At 33.7% G+C, this 19,098-nt stretch carries 18 protein-coding genes and 2 pseudogenes; 2 read left to right on the forward strand and 18 right to left on the reverse strand.

The genetic code is table 11. The annotated features are described in order from the left end of the window. Window positions 1–286: 286 nt before the first annotated feature. The 15 genes and pseudogenes from M3225_RS00330 to M3225_RS00400 form a co-directional block, all read right to left on the reverse strand. Window positions 287–808, reverse strand: a complete 522-nt coding sequence (locus M3225_RS00330) for a WGR domain-containing protein (RefSeq protein ID WP_308215721.1) — start codon at window positions 806–808, stop codon at window positions 287–289. 226 nt (window positions 809–1,034) lie between these two features. Then, a complete protein-coding gene (locus M3225_RS00335) occupies window positions 1,035–1,871 on the reverse strand; it encodes an alpha/beta fold hydrolase (RefSeq protein WP_251390222.1) in 837 nt (278 codons plus the stop codon). A 36-nt stretch (window positions 1,872–1,907) separates the two neighbouring features. After that, complete coding sequence (locus M3225_RS00340) at window positions 1,908–2,999, reverse strand: low temperature requirement protein A (RefSeq protein ID WP_251390224.1); 1,092 nt, start codon at window positions 2,997–2,999, stop codon at window positions 1,908–1,910. Between the two features lie 259 nt (window positions 3,000–3,258). Further along, window positions 3,259–3,903, reverse strand: a complete 645-nt coding sequence (ycaC, locus tag M3225_RS00345; protein ID WP_251390225.1) for an isochorismate family cysteine hydrolase YcaC — start codon at window positions 3,901–3,903, stop codon at window positions 3,259–3,261. 192 nt (window positions 3,904–4,095) lie between these two features. Beyond that, on the reverse strand, window positions 4,096–4,662 hold the full coding sequence (locus M3225_RS00350) for an NADPH-dependent FMN reductase (protein ID WP_251390227.1): 567 nt from the start codon (window positions 4,660–4,662) through the stop codon (window positions 4,096–4,098). 155 nt (window positions 4,663–4,817) lie between these two features. Beyond that, a complete protein-coding gene (locus tag M3225_RS00355) occupies window positions 4,818–5,756 on the reverse strand; it encodes a ring-cleaving dioxygenase (RefSeq protein WP_251390229.1) in 939 nt (312 codons plus the stop codon). 152 nt (window positions 5,757–5,908) lie between these two features. After that, a complete protein-coding gene (locus M3225_RS00360) occupies window positions 5,909–6,307 on the reverse strand; it encodes a DoxX family protein (protein WP_251390231.1) in 399 nt (132 codons plus the stop codon). 497 nt (window positions 6,308–6,804) lie between these two features. Then, entirely contained in the window at window positions 6,805–6,981 is a 177-nt protein-coding gene (locus M3225_RS00365; protein WP_251390233.1) for a hypothetical protein, read from the reverse strand. Between the two features lie 61 nt (window positions 6,982–7,042). Continuing rightward, window positions 7,043–7,612: a dihydrofolate reductase family protein gene (locus M3225_RS00370; protein ID WP_251391824.1), complete on the reverse strand. Its 570-nt coding sequence runs from the start codon at window positions 7,610–7,612 to the stop codon at window positions 7,043–7,045. Window positions 7,613–7,640: 28 nt separating this feature from the next. Beyond that, window positions 7,641–8,843 carry a macrolide family glycosyltransferase gene (locus tag M3225_RS00375; RefSeq protein WP_251390235.1) on the reverse strand — a complete coding sequence of 401 codons (1,203 nt, stop codon included), beginning with the start codon at window positions 8,841–8,843 and terminating at the stop codon, window positions 7,641–7,643. Between the two features lie 107 nt (window positions 8,844–8,950). After that, complete coding sequence (locus M3225_RS00380; protein WP_251390237.1) at window positions 8,951–9,283, reverse strand: YolD-like family protein; 333 nt, start codon at window positions 9,281–9,283, stop codon at window positions 8,951–8,953. A 13-nt stretch (window positions 9,284–9,296) separates the two neighbouring features. Beyond that, a pseudogene (locus tag M3225_RS00385) lies at window positions 9,297–9,506 on the reverse strand (hypothetical protein); the annotation flags it as partial. Between the two features lie 613 nt (window positions 9,507–10,119). Beyond that, window positions 10,120–12,603 (reverse strand): FtsX-like permease family protein, encoded by a 2,484-nt coding sequence (locus M3225_RS00390; protein WP_251390239.1) that lies wholly within the window; start codon window positions 12,601–12,603, stop codon window positions 10,120–10,122. Further along, a complete protein-coding gene (locus M3225_RS00395; RefSeq protein ID WP_251390241.1) occupies window positions 12,600–13,361 on the reverse strand; it encodes an ABC transporter ATP-binding protein in 762 nt (253 codons plus the stop codon). Before M3225_RS00395 ends, M3225_RS00390 begins: the two co-directional genes overlap by 4 nt. A gap of 412 nt (window positions 13,362–13,773) precedes the next feature. Then, entirely contained in the window at window positions 13,774–14,184 is a 411-nt protein-coding gene (locus M3225_RS00400; RefSeq protein WP_251390244.1) for a hypothetical protein, read from the reverse strand. 580 nt (window positions 14,185–14,764) lie between these two features. Here M3225_RS00400 and M3225_RS29775 point away from each other — a divergent pair. Both M3225_RS29775 and M3225_RS29780 read left to right on the forward strand, forming a co-directional pair. Next, complete coding sequence (locus tag M3225_RS29775) at window positions 14,765–15,253, forward strand: DUF3231 family protein (protein WP_308215722.1); 489 nt, start codon at window positions 14,765–14,767, stop codon at window positions 15,251–15,253. A 21-nt stretch (window positions 15,254–15,274) separates the two neighbouring features. Continuing rightward, a pseudogene (locus M3225_RS29780) lies at window positions 15,275–15,769 on the forward strand (DUF3231 family protein); the annotation flags it as partial. Between the two features lie 279 nt (window positions 15,770–16,048). On the opposite strand, the gene M3225_RS00410 reads toward M3225_RS29780, so the two are convergent. From M3225_RS00410 to M3225_RS00420, 3 genes are all read right to left on the reverse strand, one after another. Then, the gene (locus tag M3225_RS00410; protein ID WP_251390245.1) at window positions 16,049–16,876 is read right to left on the reverse strand and encodes an STAS domain-containing protein; all 828 of its coding nucleotides are present in this window, start codon (window positions 16,874–16,876) and stop codon (window positions 16,049–16,051) included. A 270-nt stretch (window positions 16,877–17,146) separates the two neighbouring features. Then, complete coding sequence (locus tag M3225_RS00415; protein ID WP_251390247.1) at window positions 17,147–17,608, reverse strand: hypothetical protein; 462 nt, start codon at window positions 17,606–17,608, stop codon at window positions 17,147–17,149. 589 nt (window positions 17,609–18,197) lie between these two features. Further along, a complete protein-coding gene (locus M3225_RS00420; protein WP_251390249.1) occupies window positions 18,198–18,986 on the reverse strand; it encodes an SDR family oxidoreductase in 789 nt (262 codons plus the stop codon). Between the last annotated feature and the right edge of the window lie 112 nt (window positions 18,987–19,098).

Raw genomic sequence — 19,098 nt, forward strand, 5'->3', positions numbered from 1 at the left:
GTGTTAAGTGAAAAAGATAGAAGACGTTCTCTCTTATGCACCCAATAATGAATTGACCTCCAAATATCATAAAAAATGATAGTCCAGAATACAATGGAGGATTTTCTATAATATAATTTTTAACTTTATTCATTTAAAATCCCCTTATTCCCTTATAATTACATTTTATCAAAAATTATAATTAACTTCAGCCTGTATATGATATAAAGCTGCAGTTAATATAATTTTAGCAATACAATTAGTAAATAACAGAAAAGAGAGCATTGAGAATTTTCCATGCTCCCTTTTACATTAAATCGAAATAGGCTCCTTCTGGATACAAAGTGATGTATTTCTCGTCTTCAGGGTTTAAATAAGCTATTTTTACCCCTTCAAGCAGGTTGTTGCTCTTTAGTTCTTCTATAATTGTTTGTGTTGCCTTTTCAACATCTACAACATAGTTGACAATATTAGCTGTACCACTGCCTATATCTCCACCGTCACAAGAACCGTTGCCTGTCCAACCTAAACATTCATTTATTAAATTTTCAACCTGATGTCGCTTTTCAAGAGTTGCTTCCATTTGTTCTTCTTCATAACTGTACTGAACAACAAGCTCCCATAGCTCATCTTCATCTAGATAATCGTATCCCTGATTAGCTTTTTCTTCTGCTAATTTATCCATCAACTTTTCTGCCTTTTGAGATAGTGATAATTTCTTTTCCTCAGTCTCACCAGTCTCTCCAATGGTACCGTAATGAATAATAAGCATTCTACCATCTTGCCAAACTTCCCAATACGAAACTTCAACATCACTCTGTTTAATCATCTTAATCAAGACTATCACCCCATATCGTCGAAAAAATAGCTTTTTAACAAACAATGACAATAGTTATTGTGTATGCTAATTTTCTGTTATTTCTATTTAAATTTCAACTCAAGCCTTTATATAGCAATAAAAAAGAAGTGACCCTTTGGTAACTTCTTTCTTCCCTCTTTTACTATTTATACATCAGGAGCTGAGCTATTTTTACCTACAAAATAATCAGTTGTATTTAGTCTCTTAAAAATGACAGCAGTGCTTCGTTAAATTCTTTTGGATGTGTTGCATTTAAGCCGTGTGGACCGCCCTTTATTAAGACTACCTTGGAATCATGGATTGCTTCATGTGTTAGCTTTCCGCTATATTCAAATGGAACAATGGCATCTGAATCACCATGAACAACAAGGGTAGGTATAGTAAACTTGGCTAAATCTTCTCTGAAATCCGTTTTGCTGAAAGCAGCTATACAATCTAGTGTCCCTTTAGGCGATGCACCAGCTGCAATATCCCAATTGTAAAGTCGAAATGGCTCACTGACTAAGTCAGTTCGGTCTTCAGCAGCAAAAAATGTTCTTGTAAACTCATCAAGAAAAGCTAAGCGATCATTTTTTACCCCGTTTTCAAATTCTTGAATTGCTGCATCATCCAACACTCCCTCAGGATGATCCTCTGACTTATAAAGAAATGGTGGTACAGCTCCTGCAAATACAGCTTTTTCTACTCTATTTGTTCCGTAAGTTCCTATATAACGAGCTACTTCTCCGCCACCCATTGAAAACCCGACGAGTGTAACATTTGTTAGATCTAAATGTTCTAGTAACAGATGTAAATCAGCAACGAATGTATCATAATCGTAACCGTTCCATGGCTGAGAAGAGCTTCCGAATCCTCGACGGTCATAAGTTATTACTCTATATCCAGCCTCAATCAGAACAGGCACTTGATATTCCCAAGACCGCCCACTTAATGGCCAACCATGGATTAATACAACCGGCTTCCCCGTACCATGATCCTCATAATATAGTTCAATAGGTGTTTGATTTTCTGTTCCTACAGTAATTTTTGCCATTTCGCTACCTCCAATATATATTCGTTCTCTATTTTGTTAAGTGGTTGTAAACCTAGCATAGATAATAAAAAATATCGCTAATTCTCCTATGATGAAAGTGCTGGGAACAATCAGAATTAAGTTAACAATAAAAAATACAGCTAAAATCCCTAAAAATAACCCTAAATGATAAACTTTTAAACGATGTTCTTCAAATCTATATTGGTGAAAAACAAGGGTAGTTGCCGTGAAGTAGAGCAGCACAGAGCCAAATACGAAATATAAGCTGAATGTATAATGAACTTTATGTAAAAACATGAGTTTGATAGATGCTGCAATCATGCTTAGAGACATGAGGATAATTAAGTGTCCGTAAATAATCGTTTGTCCGGCTCTTTGAATGGCCTTGTTTACTTTCTTTTCTACGTTCTCAAAGTACTGCCACCACATTGAAATGATAAGGACAAATGAAATAACAGAAAATAGGATTGTATTCCAATCCCCTTTTTGAGGCTGTATCACAGCAAGAATGCTGACAACCGATTCTCCAAACAGAATTAATGTTAATAAAGCAAAGCGTTCTAATAAATGAGCGGTATTAGTCGGTAATTTTGCCAACTTTCTATGCCCTAAAATAGGTAAAATCATGTCCACTGCAATTCCTGTATATAACACGGCGTATCGGACCCATGAATCAAAAAAGAGCGAAAGAAGCGAGATAAAAATTCCAATTCCAAAACATATTCCTAAAAACTGAGCAACTATTTTTCTCTCATCCTGTTCAAATTTTTGAACAATAAGGTATTGAATGGAGGTTAACGCTCTTAGCCCAATATAACCAATCAGAAAAGAGACGTAATATTGATCAAAATCTACAGACAAGCTTGAGATCATAATAAGGACAAACAGCATTTGAAGAATCATAAAAATGCGTTGATGCAAAAAATCTTGTCCAAACCGATTGATAAACATCGTTTGTCCCGTCCATGCCCACCATATAGGAATAAAGATCAGTACAAACTTTAACAAATACTCCGCATGAATATGCCCTTGTTCAACGTGAAGTAAAACATGAGTAGCAGTAGCAACAGCTGCCACAAATAACAAATCATAAAAAAGCTCCAGCCACGTAACTTTTTTTTCTTCCACTACTCCGCATCCCTTCCAATAATCTATAAAGCTATAGTGAATGAATTACTTTATTTTATATACAAGAGACGCATACTTCATGACAGGTAGCATAGTAAAAGATAGGTGAGCCAACTGTTCATCAGTCGGCTCACCTATCTAACAATTGCCTTTATGTCGTTACATTTTCTCCGTCACATAAATGATCCATAGATGCCATTCTACTTTCATGTCTTATATGTAAAGAGAACGACCTATACCAAAATTAAGCTTGGCTACGTTAGACACTCTGCTTGCTGAAATCGCGCTGAGCTTCTCTATAGCTGCCCATTAAATTTTGATAGCCAGGAAGATGACTAGAAATTAAATTGCCAAAACCTTCAACGTCGTTGCGCCAATCACGCTGCAGCTCGCATGCTACGCTAAACCAGTTCATAAGCTGCGCGCCGCCATGAGCCATACGCGTTAACGCTGCATCTGCCACTTGCTTATTGAATGTTCCAGAAGCATCTGTCACAACAAACACTTCGTAACCTGCTTTAATGGCGGAAAGTGCAGGAAAAGCAACGCAGACGTCTGTAACTACACCCGCGATGATCAGCTGTTTTTTGCCAGTTGCTTCAATTGCTTTAACAAAGTCTTCGTTGTCCCACGCGTTAATTTGTCCAGGACGAGCTATTTTTGGCGCATCAGGAAACAAATCAACGAGTTCCTGCATCAGCGGGCCGTTGGGTCCATTCTCAAAGCTAGTTGTTAAAATAACCGGTAAATCAAAGAATTTAGCCGTGTCACCAAGAGCCAAGACGTTGTTTTTAAATTCATCAACACCATAGTCACGTACGAGACCGGAAATAAGACCAGTTTGATGATCAACTAAAAGCACAGCAGCATCATCTTTTGACAGACGAGAGTAAAGATCAGACATTTTATAATCCTCCTTAAATTAAGGCAAGTAAGTTTGCAAATTGGAAAAGATAAATGTACCTCTTCCACCTCTTACAAGCGGTCTATAATTTGAACGGTTTCTGGATTTCATTTATGATCTGTTAGGTAATAACATGTATAGAAAGAAAAGCTATTTCTGAGGTGAATTTTCGTGAGGTTTGTTATCTCTCTATTAATCTAGAACAGGAACAGGCGCTTGATCAATCCAATGGATGAACTGTTGTAAGTAGCGTTGAAGATAACGTTTCGTTTGTTCATCGGTCAGTACTTTTTGATGAGCATCAATTTTTTCATGAACTTGCGAAATCAGCATTTTTTGAAATGGTAGAACATTAACCTGCATAGCTTCCAGTACTTCTCTAGTTTGCATTTGAGCAAAGGCAGTACCGAAGCCTCCAGGGGTTGCTCCGATTAGACCAACTGGTTTTCTGTTTAAAACAGAAGAGGTGCGAGGTCTTGATGCCCAGTCCAAGGCATTTTTTAGCACCCCTGGAATTCCGGAATTGTACTCTGGACTTACAATGATGACGCCGTCAACATCTTCTATAGCGGCTCTAAAGGATGCTACAGATTCTGGTGCTCCGTCAACTTCTAGGTCTTCATTAAAAAAAGGCAGGCTGTTTATTTCAATCCAACGATATTGAGCTGAATCATCTAGTTTAGTTAATGATTCAGCAATAATTCGATTATACGAATCTTTTCGTAAACTTCCACAAATAAGACCAATGGTTTTCGTCATATATTCACCTCCTTGCTTGGAATTAATTTCATATTAACACGATGTTTCAAATATAGATATCAGTTTTATATATAGATAAATTAATTCCTTCTTTATACCTAAATTATGGTTGAACTAGAGTTTTACTATTACGAAGAGAACCCTCTCATTAAGGTCTAATCTAAGTCTCTAACTTCAAAAGGAATCAAAGTTTCTTCAATTTTATTTCGGTGAATTTCATACTGCTCAGGCAGCATGAGTCTTTCTCCCATTGTTTCATGTGATTCATCATGGGCAAAACCTGGAGGGTCTGTTGCAATTTCAAATAGGATTTCTCCATGTTCTTTAAAGTAAATAGCATTAAAGTAATTTCGATCTCGAACAGCTGTCACTCCATATCCGCTATCTGCTACGTATTTCTGCCATTCTAACTGATCTTCATCATCTTTAGCTCGCCATGCAATATGGTGAACCGTTCCAACACCCATTTGGCCACGTCCAATTGTTGTTAATTTTAAATCGATAACATTTCCAATTTCAGCTGATGATTGAAAACGTATAAAATCTCCTTCTTCACCTATCTTTTTTATACCCATTACGTTTTCTAATAATTTGGCTGTTTCATCAGGTTGAACAGATAATAGCGTGGCGCCTCCGAATCCTTTGATAGCCACCTCCGAATTAATTTCGCCAACTTGCCACGTATTCTTTTCTCCTTCTTCTCTTTCAACAATCTCTAGATGCAAACCATGAGGATCGTCAAACTCTAAGTACTGTTCTCCAAATCGCTCCATCTTTGTAACGGGAACCCCAAACTTAGCTAATCTTTGTTCCCAAAAGCCCATAGCATCCTTTGGAACCACATAGGAAGTTACGCCAACTTGCCCGTCACCTATCTTTCCTTGCCGTGCACTTGCCCACGGGAAGAATGTGATGATTGTTCCAGGTTTTCCGCCTTCATTTCCAAAGTAAAGGTGATACGTTCCTGGATCATCAAAGTTTACTGTTTGTTTGACCAAACGTAATCCTAACACACCCGCATAGAAATCAACATTTTCTTGGGGATGACCTACAATCGCCGTAATATGATGAATGCCCGCTGTTTTTTTAATCATTACTACCATCTCCTTTAATACATTTTTCGTCATTCGTTTAGTTATCCCTCTTACAATGAATACAATTATAATTATCTATATTATATATCTCGAATTCGAGATATTATACAAAAAAATGAACGCATCTTTCTCATTTGAACCAATTTTCTCTTTTAGAAAATAAAAGTGTCTATTGCGTAATATCCTGGTCCAGTAATCGCGATACTGATCGCTACAACTAGCAGCGTAAGGTTATATTCATACCCGTTTTGTGTTGCCCAGTATCCATTTGGACTGTGTACTTTAATAATAGCCATTACCATTGTTCCTGCAATCAAAATCGCTCCAAGAGGTGTAAGAAGTCCTGCAGCAAATAAAGCCCCGCCTACTAGCTCTGACAATCCAGCCATTAAAGCCATTCTAACACCTGGTTTCATTCCAATGGATTCAAACCATCCTCCCGTTCCTTTTAATCCATGGCCACCGAACCATCCGAATAATTTCTGAGTTCCATGAGCCATAAAAGATAGTCCAATTACCAAACGTATTAACAATAAACCAATGCTCATCATTTTTTATTCCTCCTATTTTTTCTTCATCGTTTTAAAATCTTGAATTAAAATATCTTTAATTAAAAGTAATTATAAAATACATATGTTTCCACTGTCAATATAAATTTTATATTTTTTTATAGAAACGCTTAACAAGATATAAAAAGCATATTCAGAAAGATAAAGAGAAAGAAAAGTTTGTGGAATTTATGAATGGTTATTTTTCAACAAGATCAGAGCACACCATTCATTGGCTTGAAGAGTTAATTAAAGGTATTAAGCAAGGAGAAATATAAGTACTATATATTCTCTAGAGTACATTAATTCTTCACCGTATCAAAAAGCTCGTAATCTCAATCAAGATGTCTATTTAAGGAAATAAGGATATAAAGTAATGAGGATCAGTGGGAGTAGCATTGTAAATCGTATGTCTCACGTTCTAAAAAAAGTGAAAACACGATTAAATTAAAAAAAGAGAAGGATAAAACCTTCTCTTTTTACTATATAATTATTCAGACTTAGATACTTTTCTTCATTCCACATTCCTGGTATTCACGAAGGAAAACGCCACCTTTTACAGAACTTTTGAAGTAAGATGAATTGCAGTTGTCACATCTTCCACTTACCTTATCTGGATATTCAGCATAGTTATACACTTTATCAAGATCTATTTCTTGGTGCTGTTTTTCTTCCACGTTGATCACTCTTTTCTGTTTACTCTTATTAGAGTATTAACAAAAGCTTTCTTGAATTTTATTAATTATCATTAAGGCGATAGCACACCTGGATAACGCCAGAAGAAAACGTTTTTGTATTAACCAGTTTAAGGTTTAACCTTTGTTCTATGTCAATAAATAAAGGTTTTCCACTTCCCAAAACAACAGGGTAAACCGATAATCTAAATTCATCAACAAGCCCTAAATTGATAAAATTCGTAATAAGACTTGCTCCGCCATAGAGCCAGATGTCCTTACCAGGCTTTTTCTTTAATTTATTTACTTCTTCAACAATATGATCATTTATAAATATTGCTTCATGATCATTCTTTTTTTGCGTCCTAGAAAAAACATACTTTTCTTTGCTGTGAACTAATTCCCATATTTCTTTTTCAGTATCAGAACTTCCTAATTCAAGCGTATATTGCCCCCATAGATCGTAGCTTTTTCTTCCATATAAAATAGTATCAATTTGATTTAAGAAATGAGTGAATCCCATATCAGAGTCCATGATACACCAATCAACTTCTCCTTTTGGCTCTTCAATAAACCCATCTAAAGTAACAGCTAAATCTAAAATTATTTTTCTAGGTCGTATGTTATTGGATATAAAATCTCCACCCTTACATGTTCTATAGTTAAATATCGTATTGCCTTTTAAATGTGAAAACCTCATCTACAGCCTGCTGATATCCCCCTGATCTTTGAAAAAATTCTCTTATATCTGTAAGAGCTTTATGAAAGGAGGGATGTCCTAACACATAATCCACGGTTTTACATAGTTGACTTACAGTCAACCCTTGCATTTGTAACTTAATGCCGGCTCCAAGACTCTCAACTTGTTGAGCAATTACCGGCTGATCTGCGCTTTGTGGGATTACAATGAGTGGAATCCCATAATAGAGACCTTCATTGGTGCTATTCATTCCGCCATGTGTGATAAATAATTTCGTGTACTTTAGCACTTCAGTTTGTGGAACGTAATTTTTTACAATAAAATTTTTAGGAATCTTCCCTAAATCAGATAGCTGAGTTTTTCCTCCAATAGACATAACAACGGTATAGTCAGTGTTCTCAAGAGCCTTAAAGCAAAGTTTATAGAAATCAATTTCCTGATTAAAAACAGTACCTAATGAAATGTAAATGACGCTTTTTTCTTTTAATACAGAAAAGTCGAAGCTTCCTTGTGTTTCCATTGTAGGAATGGATGGTCCTACAAATTTGTACGTTTGATCAAATGTTTCTCCAAAAGGTTGAAACTCCCAGGTTGTATACACAATTGTAAGTGGTGCAGGATTACAAAAAACTTCATAATGAGAAGTGATTTCAACACCATATTTTTCTTTAATTTTTGTTGTTAGGTTTTGAAAATCATTATTTATCCTCTTAGCAATTTCTTCCGGGATATTTTGCGAAAGATGTTCTAACATTCTTTTAAATGATATTTCCGTTTGAGCAAAAGATGTACATGAATTAATTGCAGGGAGCTTTAGAATTTGGGAAAGTAAACGTCCACAACCAAACATCGAATCGTGAATGATGTAATCAAAATGTTCTCCCTGGATTTGTTCAAGAACGCTAGGTATAATGATATCCGCCGTATGTAAAAGACCGTTGATTCTTTCGGGTAAATAATTTCTTCCACCTGAGATAAAGGCTTTTAAAAATTTTTGACCGTCAAATGTTCGTACATCAGCTCCTGTCTTTTCAATACGTTCTCGAAAAGCTTCTATCGAAAAGTATACTACCTCTTCTCCACGCGAAATAAGCTCTTGTACAACTGCAATTGTTGGGTTGATATGTCCTTCTGATCCACCATTAATAAATAAAACACGTGCCATTATAATCACTCCTTAAGTAAGATGTTCTCTAGATTTTATATAAGAGTAAGGAGCACTGCTGCAAACTCTTGCTTAACTTAAATAATGAAACTGAATTTATCCTAACTTTAAACGAATCGAACATCAATTAGCTCACTTAACCTCATTTTATTTTTTAATTCGAATACTTCATCGATAAAAATAAAGAGATCCCCCAGGGAATCGACGAATTGTATGAATCCTGTTTCGGTTATACGTTGCCCGTTCTTATAATATGTAAGGTATACTTGTTTATTTGTATGTAAGGTTTCAATCAAGGTGAAATTGATTTGTTCCATTTGCTCTTCTGTTAAAAGAGGTTGAGGTACTTCTACTTGCTTGTTTATGATTTCCTGTAATCCTATGTACTGCTCTGGCATTGTAGCAAAAGGGCGCCATTTTTTCATTCCTCTATATTCCATACCTTTTTCCTCCTTATGATTTATGACCACCTATAAGACCATTTCGATAACGAGCTGTTGAATAAGAAAGGTGACTAGACGCACGTAGTACACTATTCTTCCCATAACGTAGCCGAATGTCATCAATCGTTTTGGCAAGAGCATAGGCTTTTTCACGCTGATCGATATCCTCAAATAAGCTTATTTGCTCCTCTTCTTCAATGCTGGTATTCGATAATGATAACCACTTTAAAAATAGATTTAGCTTTTAAAACATATTTATCATAGTTTTGTCTCTTTTCCTTATAGGTAAAAAGGTGAGATAAAAAATGAGCATTTCAAAATTTGATAAATGCGTTGTAATTGAAGAAAAAATTATTAAGGGAAGAATCGAACAATTTTATAAAATCATCAATGAAACCATAGATGAACCTGATTAAGATAAAATGATCTTTGCCACATTGCATAATATCACTTTTTGTGACTATCTATTGGGTAAAGAAGTGAAAGATAATAAACGGCTCAATTCATTACTTGATGTAGTTAATAAAAGACGTAAGACAGATTACCAACTATCTGATTTTCATATTCGTTTTTAACTTGATAATAAAGAAAAAACGTCCGTAAAGGTATATGTAAATAACAGAACGTTCGAAAATTGTTTTTTAACTTTTACGGATACACTTATACATAGAAATTAGTAATTTCCCACATGTCCGTAAAAGTATACTTTTGCGGACGCCTAACTTTATTTTGCATATAACTACTCATTTAATCGAAATCTAATGCCACGAAATATACATGAAAAAGGGGCAGAATTTCTTCTACCCCTTTTACCTTATAAAAAGAATTGTCTTTTATTTGTTGTCATTAGTTATTTCTAAAGAGATATTTTGGTTCCCAATTTTCTTACCCAAATAAGTAAATAAAACTGTACTACACGTAATCATCGTTACAATGATTGCTGCTATTACTCTATAGTCGATAATTAACTTTCCAGGATCTACGAGTAATAAAATATAGGTTAATACAATTCCTAATATCATTCCTATAATCAATCCAATTATGATATAAGTAGTAACCTGTGAAAGGACTATATTTCGAATTCCTTTAGGCTTAACACCCATTATACGCAATACAGCATATTCTTTTCTTTTTGAGTAGATATTATTAGCTAGCGAATTAAATACCCCCACCATTGTACAAATAACTAAAGTCGCGATAACTACTATAAAAATACCCCAACGTTGATAAAACATTGACGTAGCTTGTTTAGCTGCTTGTTCATAGTTACTAATTTTAATCTCTGGAAACTGACTTTTTATTCCCTCAAGCTCATTGACTGCATCTTTTATATGTGCAGAATGTACATAAAGAGAATAAAAATTAACATTCATCAATTTTCCATTATTCCAGTCCAAATATGCGTCAGCATTATCAATCATCTGCTTTTCTATAGCAGTAACTTTATAACTTCCTTTTGGCTCAACAGCTTGTTTCGCATCAGAAAATTCTCCTAACCGAATGGTTTGCCCTACTTTTAAATGATTTTGTTTTGCGAAACTTTCAGATATGATTAGGCTATTATTAGCAGGTTTACTTTTTAATTGAGACATTAGCCCTTGTGCTTGTAGCCTTTCTAGATCAACCACTGCATAATCCATATCTATATTTTTGTCTCCCACTTGTAACTCTGCCGATCCTTGAGTACTAAAATTACTGACGGACTTTACATCCGGTAGTTTCTCGACGACTTTGGTAAATTCTGTAGAGTTTATTTTTGTATTAGCACCAAGTCGAGTTTCAACAACAATAGGAGTTAGAAAATCATTTTTTAAGCTTTCCTGTTCATTTGCTTGGATTGTTCTTAGGGTAACAGATCCAAATACAGCAATAATCATTAAGGAGCTTATTGTTAAGACAATAAGTGTATTTTTTTTGACTTGAGGGATTAAATTTTTAATCGCTACGTAATATTCCCGACCAAATATTTTTTGTCCAAAAGGTAATAATCCTTCTAAAATTTTCGGTAACCATACCGGGAAAATGATAAAGAACGCCAGTAGGGTAAGAACAGCAGCAATTAGTAAGAAAAAGACCCCGTATTCCTCCCTAGTTGGCAGCACTTGACTAGCTATTATTAAAAATATCGATATGCTTATTAAAATTTTAAAAAGAATGACTCTAGCTTTAGAATAGCCAAAATCTAAACGCTCATTTTTCTGCATAATCTTAAGAGGTAATATTTTCGCGCTTCTATAAGATGGTATAAGTAAGAATAATTGAATGATGATAAAACTACATAATGCAATAATAATCGTAATTCCTAGATTAAACTGTGTTGGAGATGAAGGAATTTTAAAGAATTTACCCATCCAAGCATAAACGTATTTTTGACTAAAAAAAGTTCCTAACAGGCCTATGCATATACCTAAAAAATTAATAATGATACTTTGAGTAAAAATTAATTGGCTTATTTGCTTTGTGGTTGCACCCAATGATCGCATAATAGCAAATTGATTTTTCATTTTATAAAGTAGCAACTCGAAATTAGAAATAATTAAGAGTGAAGTGACTATTAATACCAAGAAGGATAATACAATAACAAATACCTGTAAGGATTGTAGGTTGTTTTTAACGAATGGATCTTGTTCTGCTATATCGATCCTCAAATCTTTGTCATAAGATTTAATCTGGTTAGACAATGTCAATGCATTCGTGCCTTTTGTGGCTTTAACTAATAAGTAGGTAGCATCTGCATGTACATGATCATTTAGTTTGCTATACTCTTTGGCTGTTTTCTGACTCATTAAAATCATATCAGGGGCAATCCCCGTAGCATCTAGGTCATTTATGATTTCTACTAACGTAAAGGAGTGACCTTGAATAGACACTTTGTCACCAACCTTAGCGTGGAGTGTTTTAGCTAGCCCCTTATTCATCGCTATAGAATCATCGTTTAAGTACTGTTTAAAATGATAGCGACTTTTCGCCAAGTTATTATTTTCTACACCTGCTGTGTAGATAGAAGAGTTGATCTTATCTACAGTAACATGTGTAACTGATACCCTAGATAGTTGCTTAACGTCCTTATTTTTTGATATTTGTTCTGTTAAGCTAGGCGAAACAACTTTACTTTGATCGATATTAAACCCCACAGATAAATCCATATCGCCATACATTTGCTTTAATTCATCTTTTAGAGTACTTTGAGCGTTAAATGAAAATAAAACCATGCTTAAAGCTAGTATGGATGCAATAGCAATACTGAGTATGGAAGAAAAGACAATAAATTTATTGGCACGAAAAAGTCGAAATGAAAGTCCTTTTAGTGATTTCATACCACTTGCCTCTTCGTAATCAGTTTAAACTTCTCCAAGATATACTCTAAATCATTATGTACACTACACTTGTATTCATCTACGATACTGCCGTCATGAAAAAATAAAACACGATCTGCGTATGTTGCCACGTGAGGATCATGCGTGACTAACAGGATACTCTGTTTAAGCCTTGTTTTTGTTTCAACCAAAGCATTTAAAATGTCTACAGATGTATTAAAATCTAAATTTCCTGTGGGTTCATCAGCTAAGATAATAGGAGGCTCTGTAATAATCGCTCTTCCTATAGCTACGCGCTGTTGCTGACCACCTGAAAGTTGAACAGGTCGATGAGATTTCCATTCTGTCAACCCCATGAGTTCAATAACTTGATTGACCTTTGAAGTAATTATCTTTTCTTTCACTCCTTTTAAAATTAAAGGAAGAGCAATGTTCTCCTCTACAGTTAAATCTTTTAGCAAATGAAAGGACTGAAAGATAAAACCAATATTATCTTTTCTATATAACGAGGCATGAGGTTCTTGGAACATTTCTTTTGAATATTTTCCATTTACTTTAATAGACCCAGATGTAGGTTCGTCCAGTGCCCCTAAGATGTTTAAAAGCGTACTTTTTCCTGAACCACTTGTCCCCATTACAGCAACCATTTCTCCTCGATATAATTGAAATGAAATATCTTTCAGTGCTTCTACTTTATGTTTTTCACTCTTGTAAACTTTAGATAGTTCTTTAATGTCTAATACTATTTGATTATTCATGCATTCACCTCGAAGTATGTTTTCATCATAATTCATCATTCCAAGTTATAATACTGTGATTACTTATTGTAAAAGGATTTGTCACTCTAAACATGTCACCACTACAACTATTACGTTTTAAAATGGAAATAGTTTCATATTTATATGAAAACACCGTAATTTTCACTTTTTATACATTCTCTTCAAACTTAAGTATCGAGTAAATGCCTTTATATCAAGGTTGTATAAAAAACTGTATAAACGATAAAAAGGAAAAGCAAACGATCCCTTGTGTACCAAGGACTCGTTTTTGTCGTGTGTACCGGAAAGAGTTATTATGTAAACTGATTTTGTATATCATATACAAAAAAAGACTATAGGATTTACTCCTATAGTCTTCTGAAAATTTGATATTGGTTACATATTTTATAGATTATTGTGAAAGAAATCTATAACCGGACATGGTACTTTTAGAAGTAGAATAAACCTTAGTTGAATCTACCATGAAAGATGCAGATCCCGAGATATATTGGATAGATTTAATTCCACCGTGTGTTACATATTTATTAATTGGTCCACCAAGATGAGGGTATCCTGAAGCTATAAACATTTGACCACAAGCACATTTATACCAACCCCCATGGAAAATTACTTTATCTGTTTTGTAATTTTTCACAATAGCAGGTCCTTGCGAATACATTCTATGTACTCCATACTTTGCGCATGGCCCAGTTTCAGCATGTGCATGATGATCGTGACGCTCTCCTGGAATGTGAGGTACAAATAGTGCACAAGCTAATAGTAAAGGAATAATTAAAGATACTTTAAAAAGTTTTTTACTCATAAAAACCTACCCTTCGAATCTAATATTTTCATAACATTTAGAATTATATATTTTATTTACATTTTTGTAAATTGTAAGAATAATTAAATTCAAATAGTTTCCTAGAATGTGTTTTATGTTAACTAAGAGCGAATACTTTATACAATCTAAAAAGAAAACAACTACCTTCGTAAGAAGATAGCTATTTTCTACTGATAAATTAAATTGTGGATGAAGCCTCACAAGACTTCTTGAGTAGTTTGCTCGCTATAGTGGATATTATTCAACGTAGGCAATTTAAATATAATAAAATGAAAAATAATATTAGATTAGTTGTGTCAGAAATCATAACAAAGTTATAGCTTGCTTATATCAGTTTCTAGTAATATAGAGTTAGTTGATTGAAGATTCAGAAAGCCCTTCTGCATAAAGACAGCGCCTAAATAATTAAGCGCTGTCTTTATGCAGATTTCCTATAACGCACATTATGGTAACTAAAATTGGTTACTTTCTTAGCTTTTCATAATATACAGTTATTTGCCAAAGAATAGATCTATATCTAACTATTTTTTGGAGGTTTTAGAATTATGCCTAAAATAATATTAACCTTACTTCATCTGAAATAGCTTCTCTTTGGACAGCTTATATGAATGATATTATGGCCAAATGTATTTTAAGTTATATGTTAAAACATATTCAAGATTCTGAAGTTCAACCTGTTATTCAACTCGGACTCATTATTGCTTCAAATCACCTGGAACAACTTAGTGGAATTTTTGAATATGAAAACTTTGCTATACCAAATGGATTTACAGAATCAGATGTGAACCTAAATGCTCCTAGCTTATTTACAGATGCTTTTTATTTAACCTATCTTAACCATATGTCCAAGTTTGGATTGTTAGCATACAGTGGATTTATTGTTTTAAGCGCACGGGAAGACATGAGAAATTATTTTATTCAATGTCTTACTGAAACTTCCACATTATTCAATCAAAGTTCAGAAGTACTGATAAATAAAGGATTATTTGTAAGATCTCCATATATAATGGTACCTTCAAAAATAGATTATATAGATACTAAAAAATAGTTAAGTGGATTCAGTTTATTTAGTAAACAACGCCCCCTAAATGCCATTGAAATATCAAATTTATACTTAAACATTCAAACAAATCTTATAGGCTTTAAACTTGCTCTTAGCTTTGCTCAAACTTCATCAATGAAAGAAATTCAAGAATATATGATAAGAGGAAAAGAAATTTCCCAAAAACATATAAAAATTTTCTCTTCTACTCTGATAGACGATAATATACAAGTTCCCATGTCATCAGATGTTTGTATTACGGATTCCACTATTCCACCATTTTCGGATAAATTAGTTATGTTTCATATGGCATTATTAAGTACTGCAGGAGCTGGAAATTACGCAACAGCAGCATCCGCAAGTCAAAGAAGCGATTTAATCTGGAACTATGAACGTCTATCATTAGAAATAGCTCGATTTGCTAAAGCTGGAGCAGATATTATGATAAAGAACAATTGGCTTGAACAGCCTCCTGGAACGGTTGATAAAGAACAATTAACAAAAGAAATAGAGCAAAATTAAAATAACTCTCCTAATTTGTTTGGAAAGTTATTACATACTCTAACACTGGTTCTACTAATACCTGTTATAGGCATATAGGAAGTAAACTATGTTTTTTAGAGATTATATGAATTGAAAAATCCTTTGGAATAAAAAATTCCAAAGGATTTACTTCGGGTAATTTATATAAATTACCTTTTAAAATGGTAATATTAATTATAAAGTCAGCGTTCTAAGCCATAATAGGCAAGACTATTCGACTTAAAACCATTTTTTGATAGGTGAAATACTTATTCATATCTACTGCATTCGAGAGTTTGTGTAGTCTAGTGCTCCATAAAGACTGTTGAATGTGACAACGTCATTTAATTTTACACCTAACTGAACCATTGTAAGGGCAATTTCAGAGCGAATGCCACTTAATACAACATCTATTCCTATAAGTTTCAAAGCCGCAACTACTTTGAAAAGTTGGTCTGCAACCATGGTATCAATAATAGGTACGGCAGATAGATCAATAATTAACCAATTTAGTTTGTAAGTGTTACCTTGTTTCAATGCATTTTCCATTAAAATTTGAGCTCTATGTGTATCGATCTCGCCTACAAGAGGAATGACACCAATTTCTTTTGTTATACGCACTACAGGTATAGACAGTTCATCTATAGCGTACTGAGCAGATTGAATCTTATCTGTATAATCTTTCATATAAGATTGACTGACCCAATGTACAGCTTTGTCTACTACCAAATTGTATCTAGATATAATCTTAGAGAACAAGTCAAAAGAAAAATTTTCTTTCTTTGCTTCTTCTGTAATGACTTCTCCAATTTGATTTCGATAATAACTGATTTCTTCTAAAGCAATATCTAAAGGAAGTTGAAGAGTTGTTAATACATTTGCTACTTCCATTCCCCACTTTTCTAAGATTTGAAAAGTAAGCTCTTCATCAATAGATATAGATTCTGCATAAATTTTAATTAACTTCTCTCGCCAAGGAACTAGTTGAACATAAACATCATGATTATAGAATTGATAGTGTCTTTTTTGTTCAGCTAATTCTTCTTTTTTATGTAAGATTACAGCAGTAATCTGTTGTAATTTTTCATTTAGCAATACATCTTTCATTTTTTTCACCTACTAAATATCATGATTATGTAGTAAAAGCATAACAATTCATTATTTATTTTATAGTCATTAAATAAAAAAAGAAACAGATCTAAAAAAGACTGTTTCTTGTAAAATTCCAATCCATTGTAATACTTTACCCTGTCTAATTTAAAACGAAACATAAAATACAGTATTTTTCACAAAATATATTTTGTTTCCGATAAAATCCATTACGTTAATTAAAAGTGAATTTAAAAGCCCCCTTTAGTGAAAAGAAGGCTTTTAAGTTCACTTTTGTGAAAACAAGAATGTTTGTTTAAACTTACGGGCTGGAGATTTCCTTCCATCCTTCATAACCCTATAAGGTTCTTCTTTCCATGTTACAACTACTTCTACTACTTTTGAATCAACTGAAATAGGTTGATTTTGATGATGAAAGAAATTCTGTGCTTCAGGTATTTTAAAGGTAATTAATTCATGTTTGGTACTTGTATTAGGTTCGTCCCTATATACTTCCACTGTAGCATCGTAGACCTGAGAACCTAAATTTCTAACATCAATACTATAGACATTGAATTCCCCTTCTTTTTCTGTTAAATCTTTAACATCTGGCTTGTCTATTTCTACTTTCCAGTGATTTGATGATTGAGAAGTAGGTAGCTTTTCTGGTTTATAAGCATGAGCATTAACAGAACCTAAAATTAGTGAAAAAAAGATACTGCTAAGAATCAAAACTTGTGCTTTCTTCATTATAATTTCCTCCAATTTAAAAGATAAGAGTATTATTCTTCAAATTGGAATTATTATACACATAGATGGATATTAAGTGATGTAGTTAATTTTACACTTAATGACGACAAATGAGATTTTTTACTTCTTATCATATACCAATCTATCTTTTACTTAACTTTTAAGAAGTTGTTAGATTCACAATAATCCAATAGAAAATTCAGAAGCATTTAAAGTTAATGTGTTTTTGACAAGATAACCCTTGCAAAAAATATATATTTAATTCCTTTTATATAAAGAAGTAAATGAATAAACTCTTTTATAAAAATCAAAGTTTTATCATTTACTCTATCTGACGACAAATATGGGCTTTTTCTACAATATATATAATAGTTAAAATACTTTTTAATAAAACATTTTAACTATCACTCTTATTAATAATATAAAATGTTATTTATCTTTCTTAATATTATAATTTTCAATTTCGTTTCATATATCATAGACCTTTATAATCTAAATACATCAACAGATGATATTATGATTTGTCTACTATTAAAGAAGATATAGGATAAAATAAACACAACGTTATTATTTTCACTTGTTATCCACACTAATTCTCGTTATTCATCCTTTTCATCATTGTTTTTCCCCATTGATGCGTCACAAAATCTGGTGCAATCTTGCTCATGAAACGCATGATTTTGCTAAAACCTGGATTCAAACGAATTTTATTTTTTTCCATGCCTTTGATGCCGGCATCAACAAGCTTGTCTAATGGCAAATTGATAAATCTCATTGACTTGGCGCGTGACAGGTTGTCCTCTAAATTCGTTTCAGAAATGAGTGGTGGACAGAGTTCCATGACATGAATCATCGCATTTTTGGCACGAATTTGTTCACGTAACGCATCTGTGTACATGTGTATTCCAGCTTTTGTTGCAGAATAAATTGGACTACTTGCAACCGAGATATTTGCTAGTACAGAGCTGACATTCACAATCATGGCTTCTTCTTGTTTAGCAAGAAGAGGAAGGAATGCTTTTGTCACATAGATTGTGCCGTTCAGGTTCGTATCAATTTCTGCGGTTAATTGTTCCACTGTGACTTTTTCAGCAAATAAATCATAGTAACGCATGATACCAGCTGAGTTAAACAGGACGTCTAGTTTCGGATACTGTTGTTTGATTTGATGCATCAACTGGTCAACCGACTTCACTTGACTGACATCCGCAGCAATGCCGATTAAATTAGGGTTTTCTTTGATTACTCGGTCAATGTTTTGCTTCAAACGACTAGTGACAATCACCGTGTTGCCCATTTCAAGAAACTTTTTCGCGAATGCCAAGCCTATACCAGATGTCCCGCCCGTCACTAAAATAGTTCGATTTGTCAATTTCATATGGTTGTTTCTCCCTCTTGTATAGTCATAAGAATCTTTCCGTGAGCTTTCCCTTTTGAGATTTTGGCAATAGCTTCGCTCACTTGCCGAAAAGAAGCCTCTGCAACTTTGA

Origin of the sequence: Priestia aryabhattai (genome assembly GCF_023715685.1) — a bacterium.
GTDB classification, from domain to species: Bacteria; Bacillota; Bacilli; order Bacillales; family Bacillaceae_H; genus Priestia; species Priestia aryabhattai_B.

Coding starts and splice junctions, on each gene's coding strand:
- M3225_RS00330 (WP_308215721.1), bottom strand. CDS start 808: ATGATTAAACAGAGTGATGTTGAAGTTTCGTATTGGGAAGTTTGGCAA.
- M3225_RS00335 (WP_251390222.1), bottom strand. CDS start 1,871: ATGGCAAAAATTACTGTAGGAACAGAAAATCAAACACCTATTGAACTA.
- ycaC (WP_251390225.1), bottom strand. CDS start 3,903: ATGTCTGATCTTTACTCTCGTCTGTCAAAAGATGATGCTGCTGTGCTT.
- M3225_RS00350 (WP_251390227.1), bottom strand. CDS start 4,662: ATGACGAAAACCATTGGTCTTATTTGTGGAAGTTTACGAAAAGATTCG.
- M3225_RS00355 (WP_251390229.1), bottom strand. CDS start 5,756: ATGATTAAAAAAACAGCGGGCATTCATCATATTACGGCGATTGTAGGT.
- M3225_RS00360 (WP_251390231.1), bottom strand. CDS start 6,307: ATGATGAGCATTGGTTTATTGTTAATACGTTTGGTAATTGGACTATCT.
- M3225_RS00375 (WP_251390235.1), bottom strand. CDS start 8,843: ATGGCACGTGTTTTATTTATTAATGGTGGATCAGAAGGACATATCAAC.
- M3225_RS00380 (WP_251390237.1), bottom strand. CDS start 9,283: ATGGAATATAGAGGAATGAAAAAATGGCGCCCTTTTGCTACAATGCCA.
- M3225_RS00390 (WP_251390239.1), bottom strand. CDS start 12,603: ATGAAATCACTAAAAGGACTTTCATTTCGACTTTTTCGTGCCAATAAA.
- M3225_RS00395 (WP_251390241.1), bottom strand. CDS start 13,361: ATGAATAATCAAATAGTATTAGACATTAAAGAACTATCTAAAGTTTAC.
- M3225_RS00400 (WP_251390244.1), bottom strand. CDS start 14,184: ATGAGTAAAAAACTTTTTAAAGTATCTTTAATTATTCCTTTACTATTA.
- M3225_RS00410 (WP_251390245.1), bottom strand. CDS start 16,876: ATGAAAGATGTATTGCTAAATGAAAAATTACAACAGATTACTGCTGTA.
- M3225_RS00415 (WP_251390247.1), bottom strand. CDS start 17,608: ATGAAGAAAGCACAAGTTTTGATTCTTAGCAGTATCTTTTTTTCACTA.
- M3225_RS00420 (WP_251390249.1), bottom strand. CDS start 18,986: ATGAAATTGACAAATCGAACTATTTTAGTGACGGGCGGGACATCTGGT.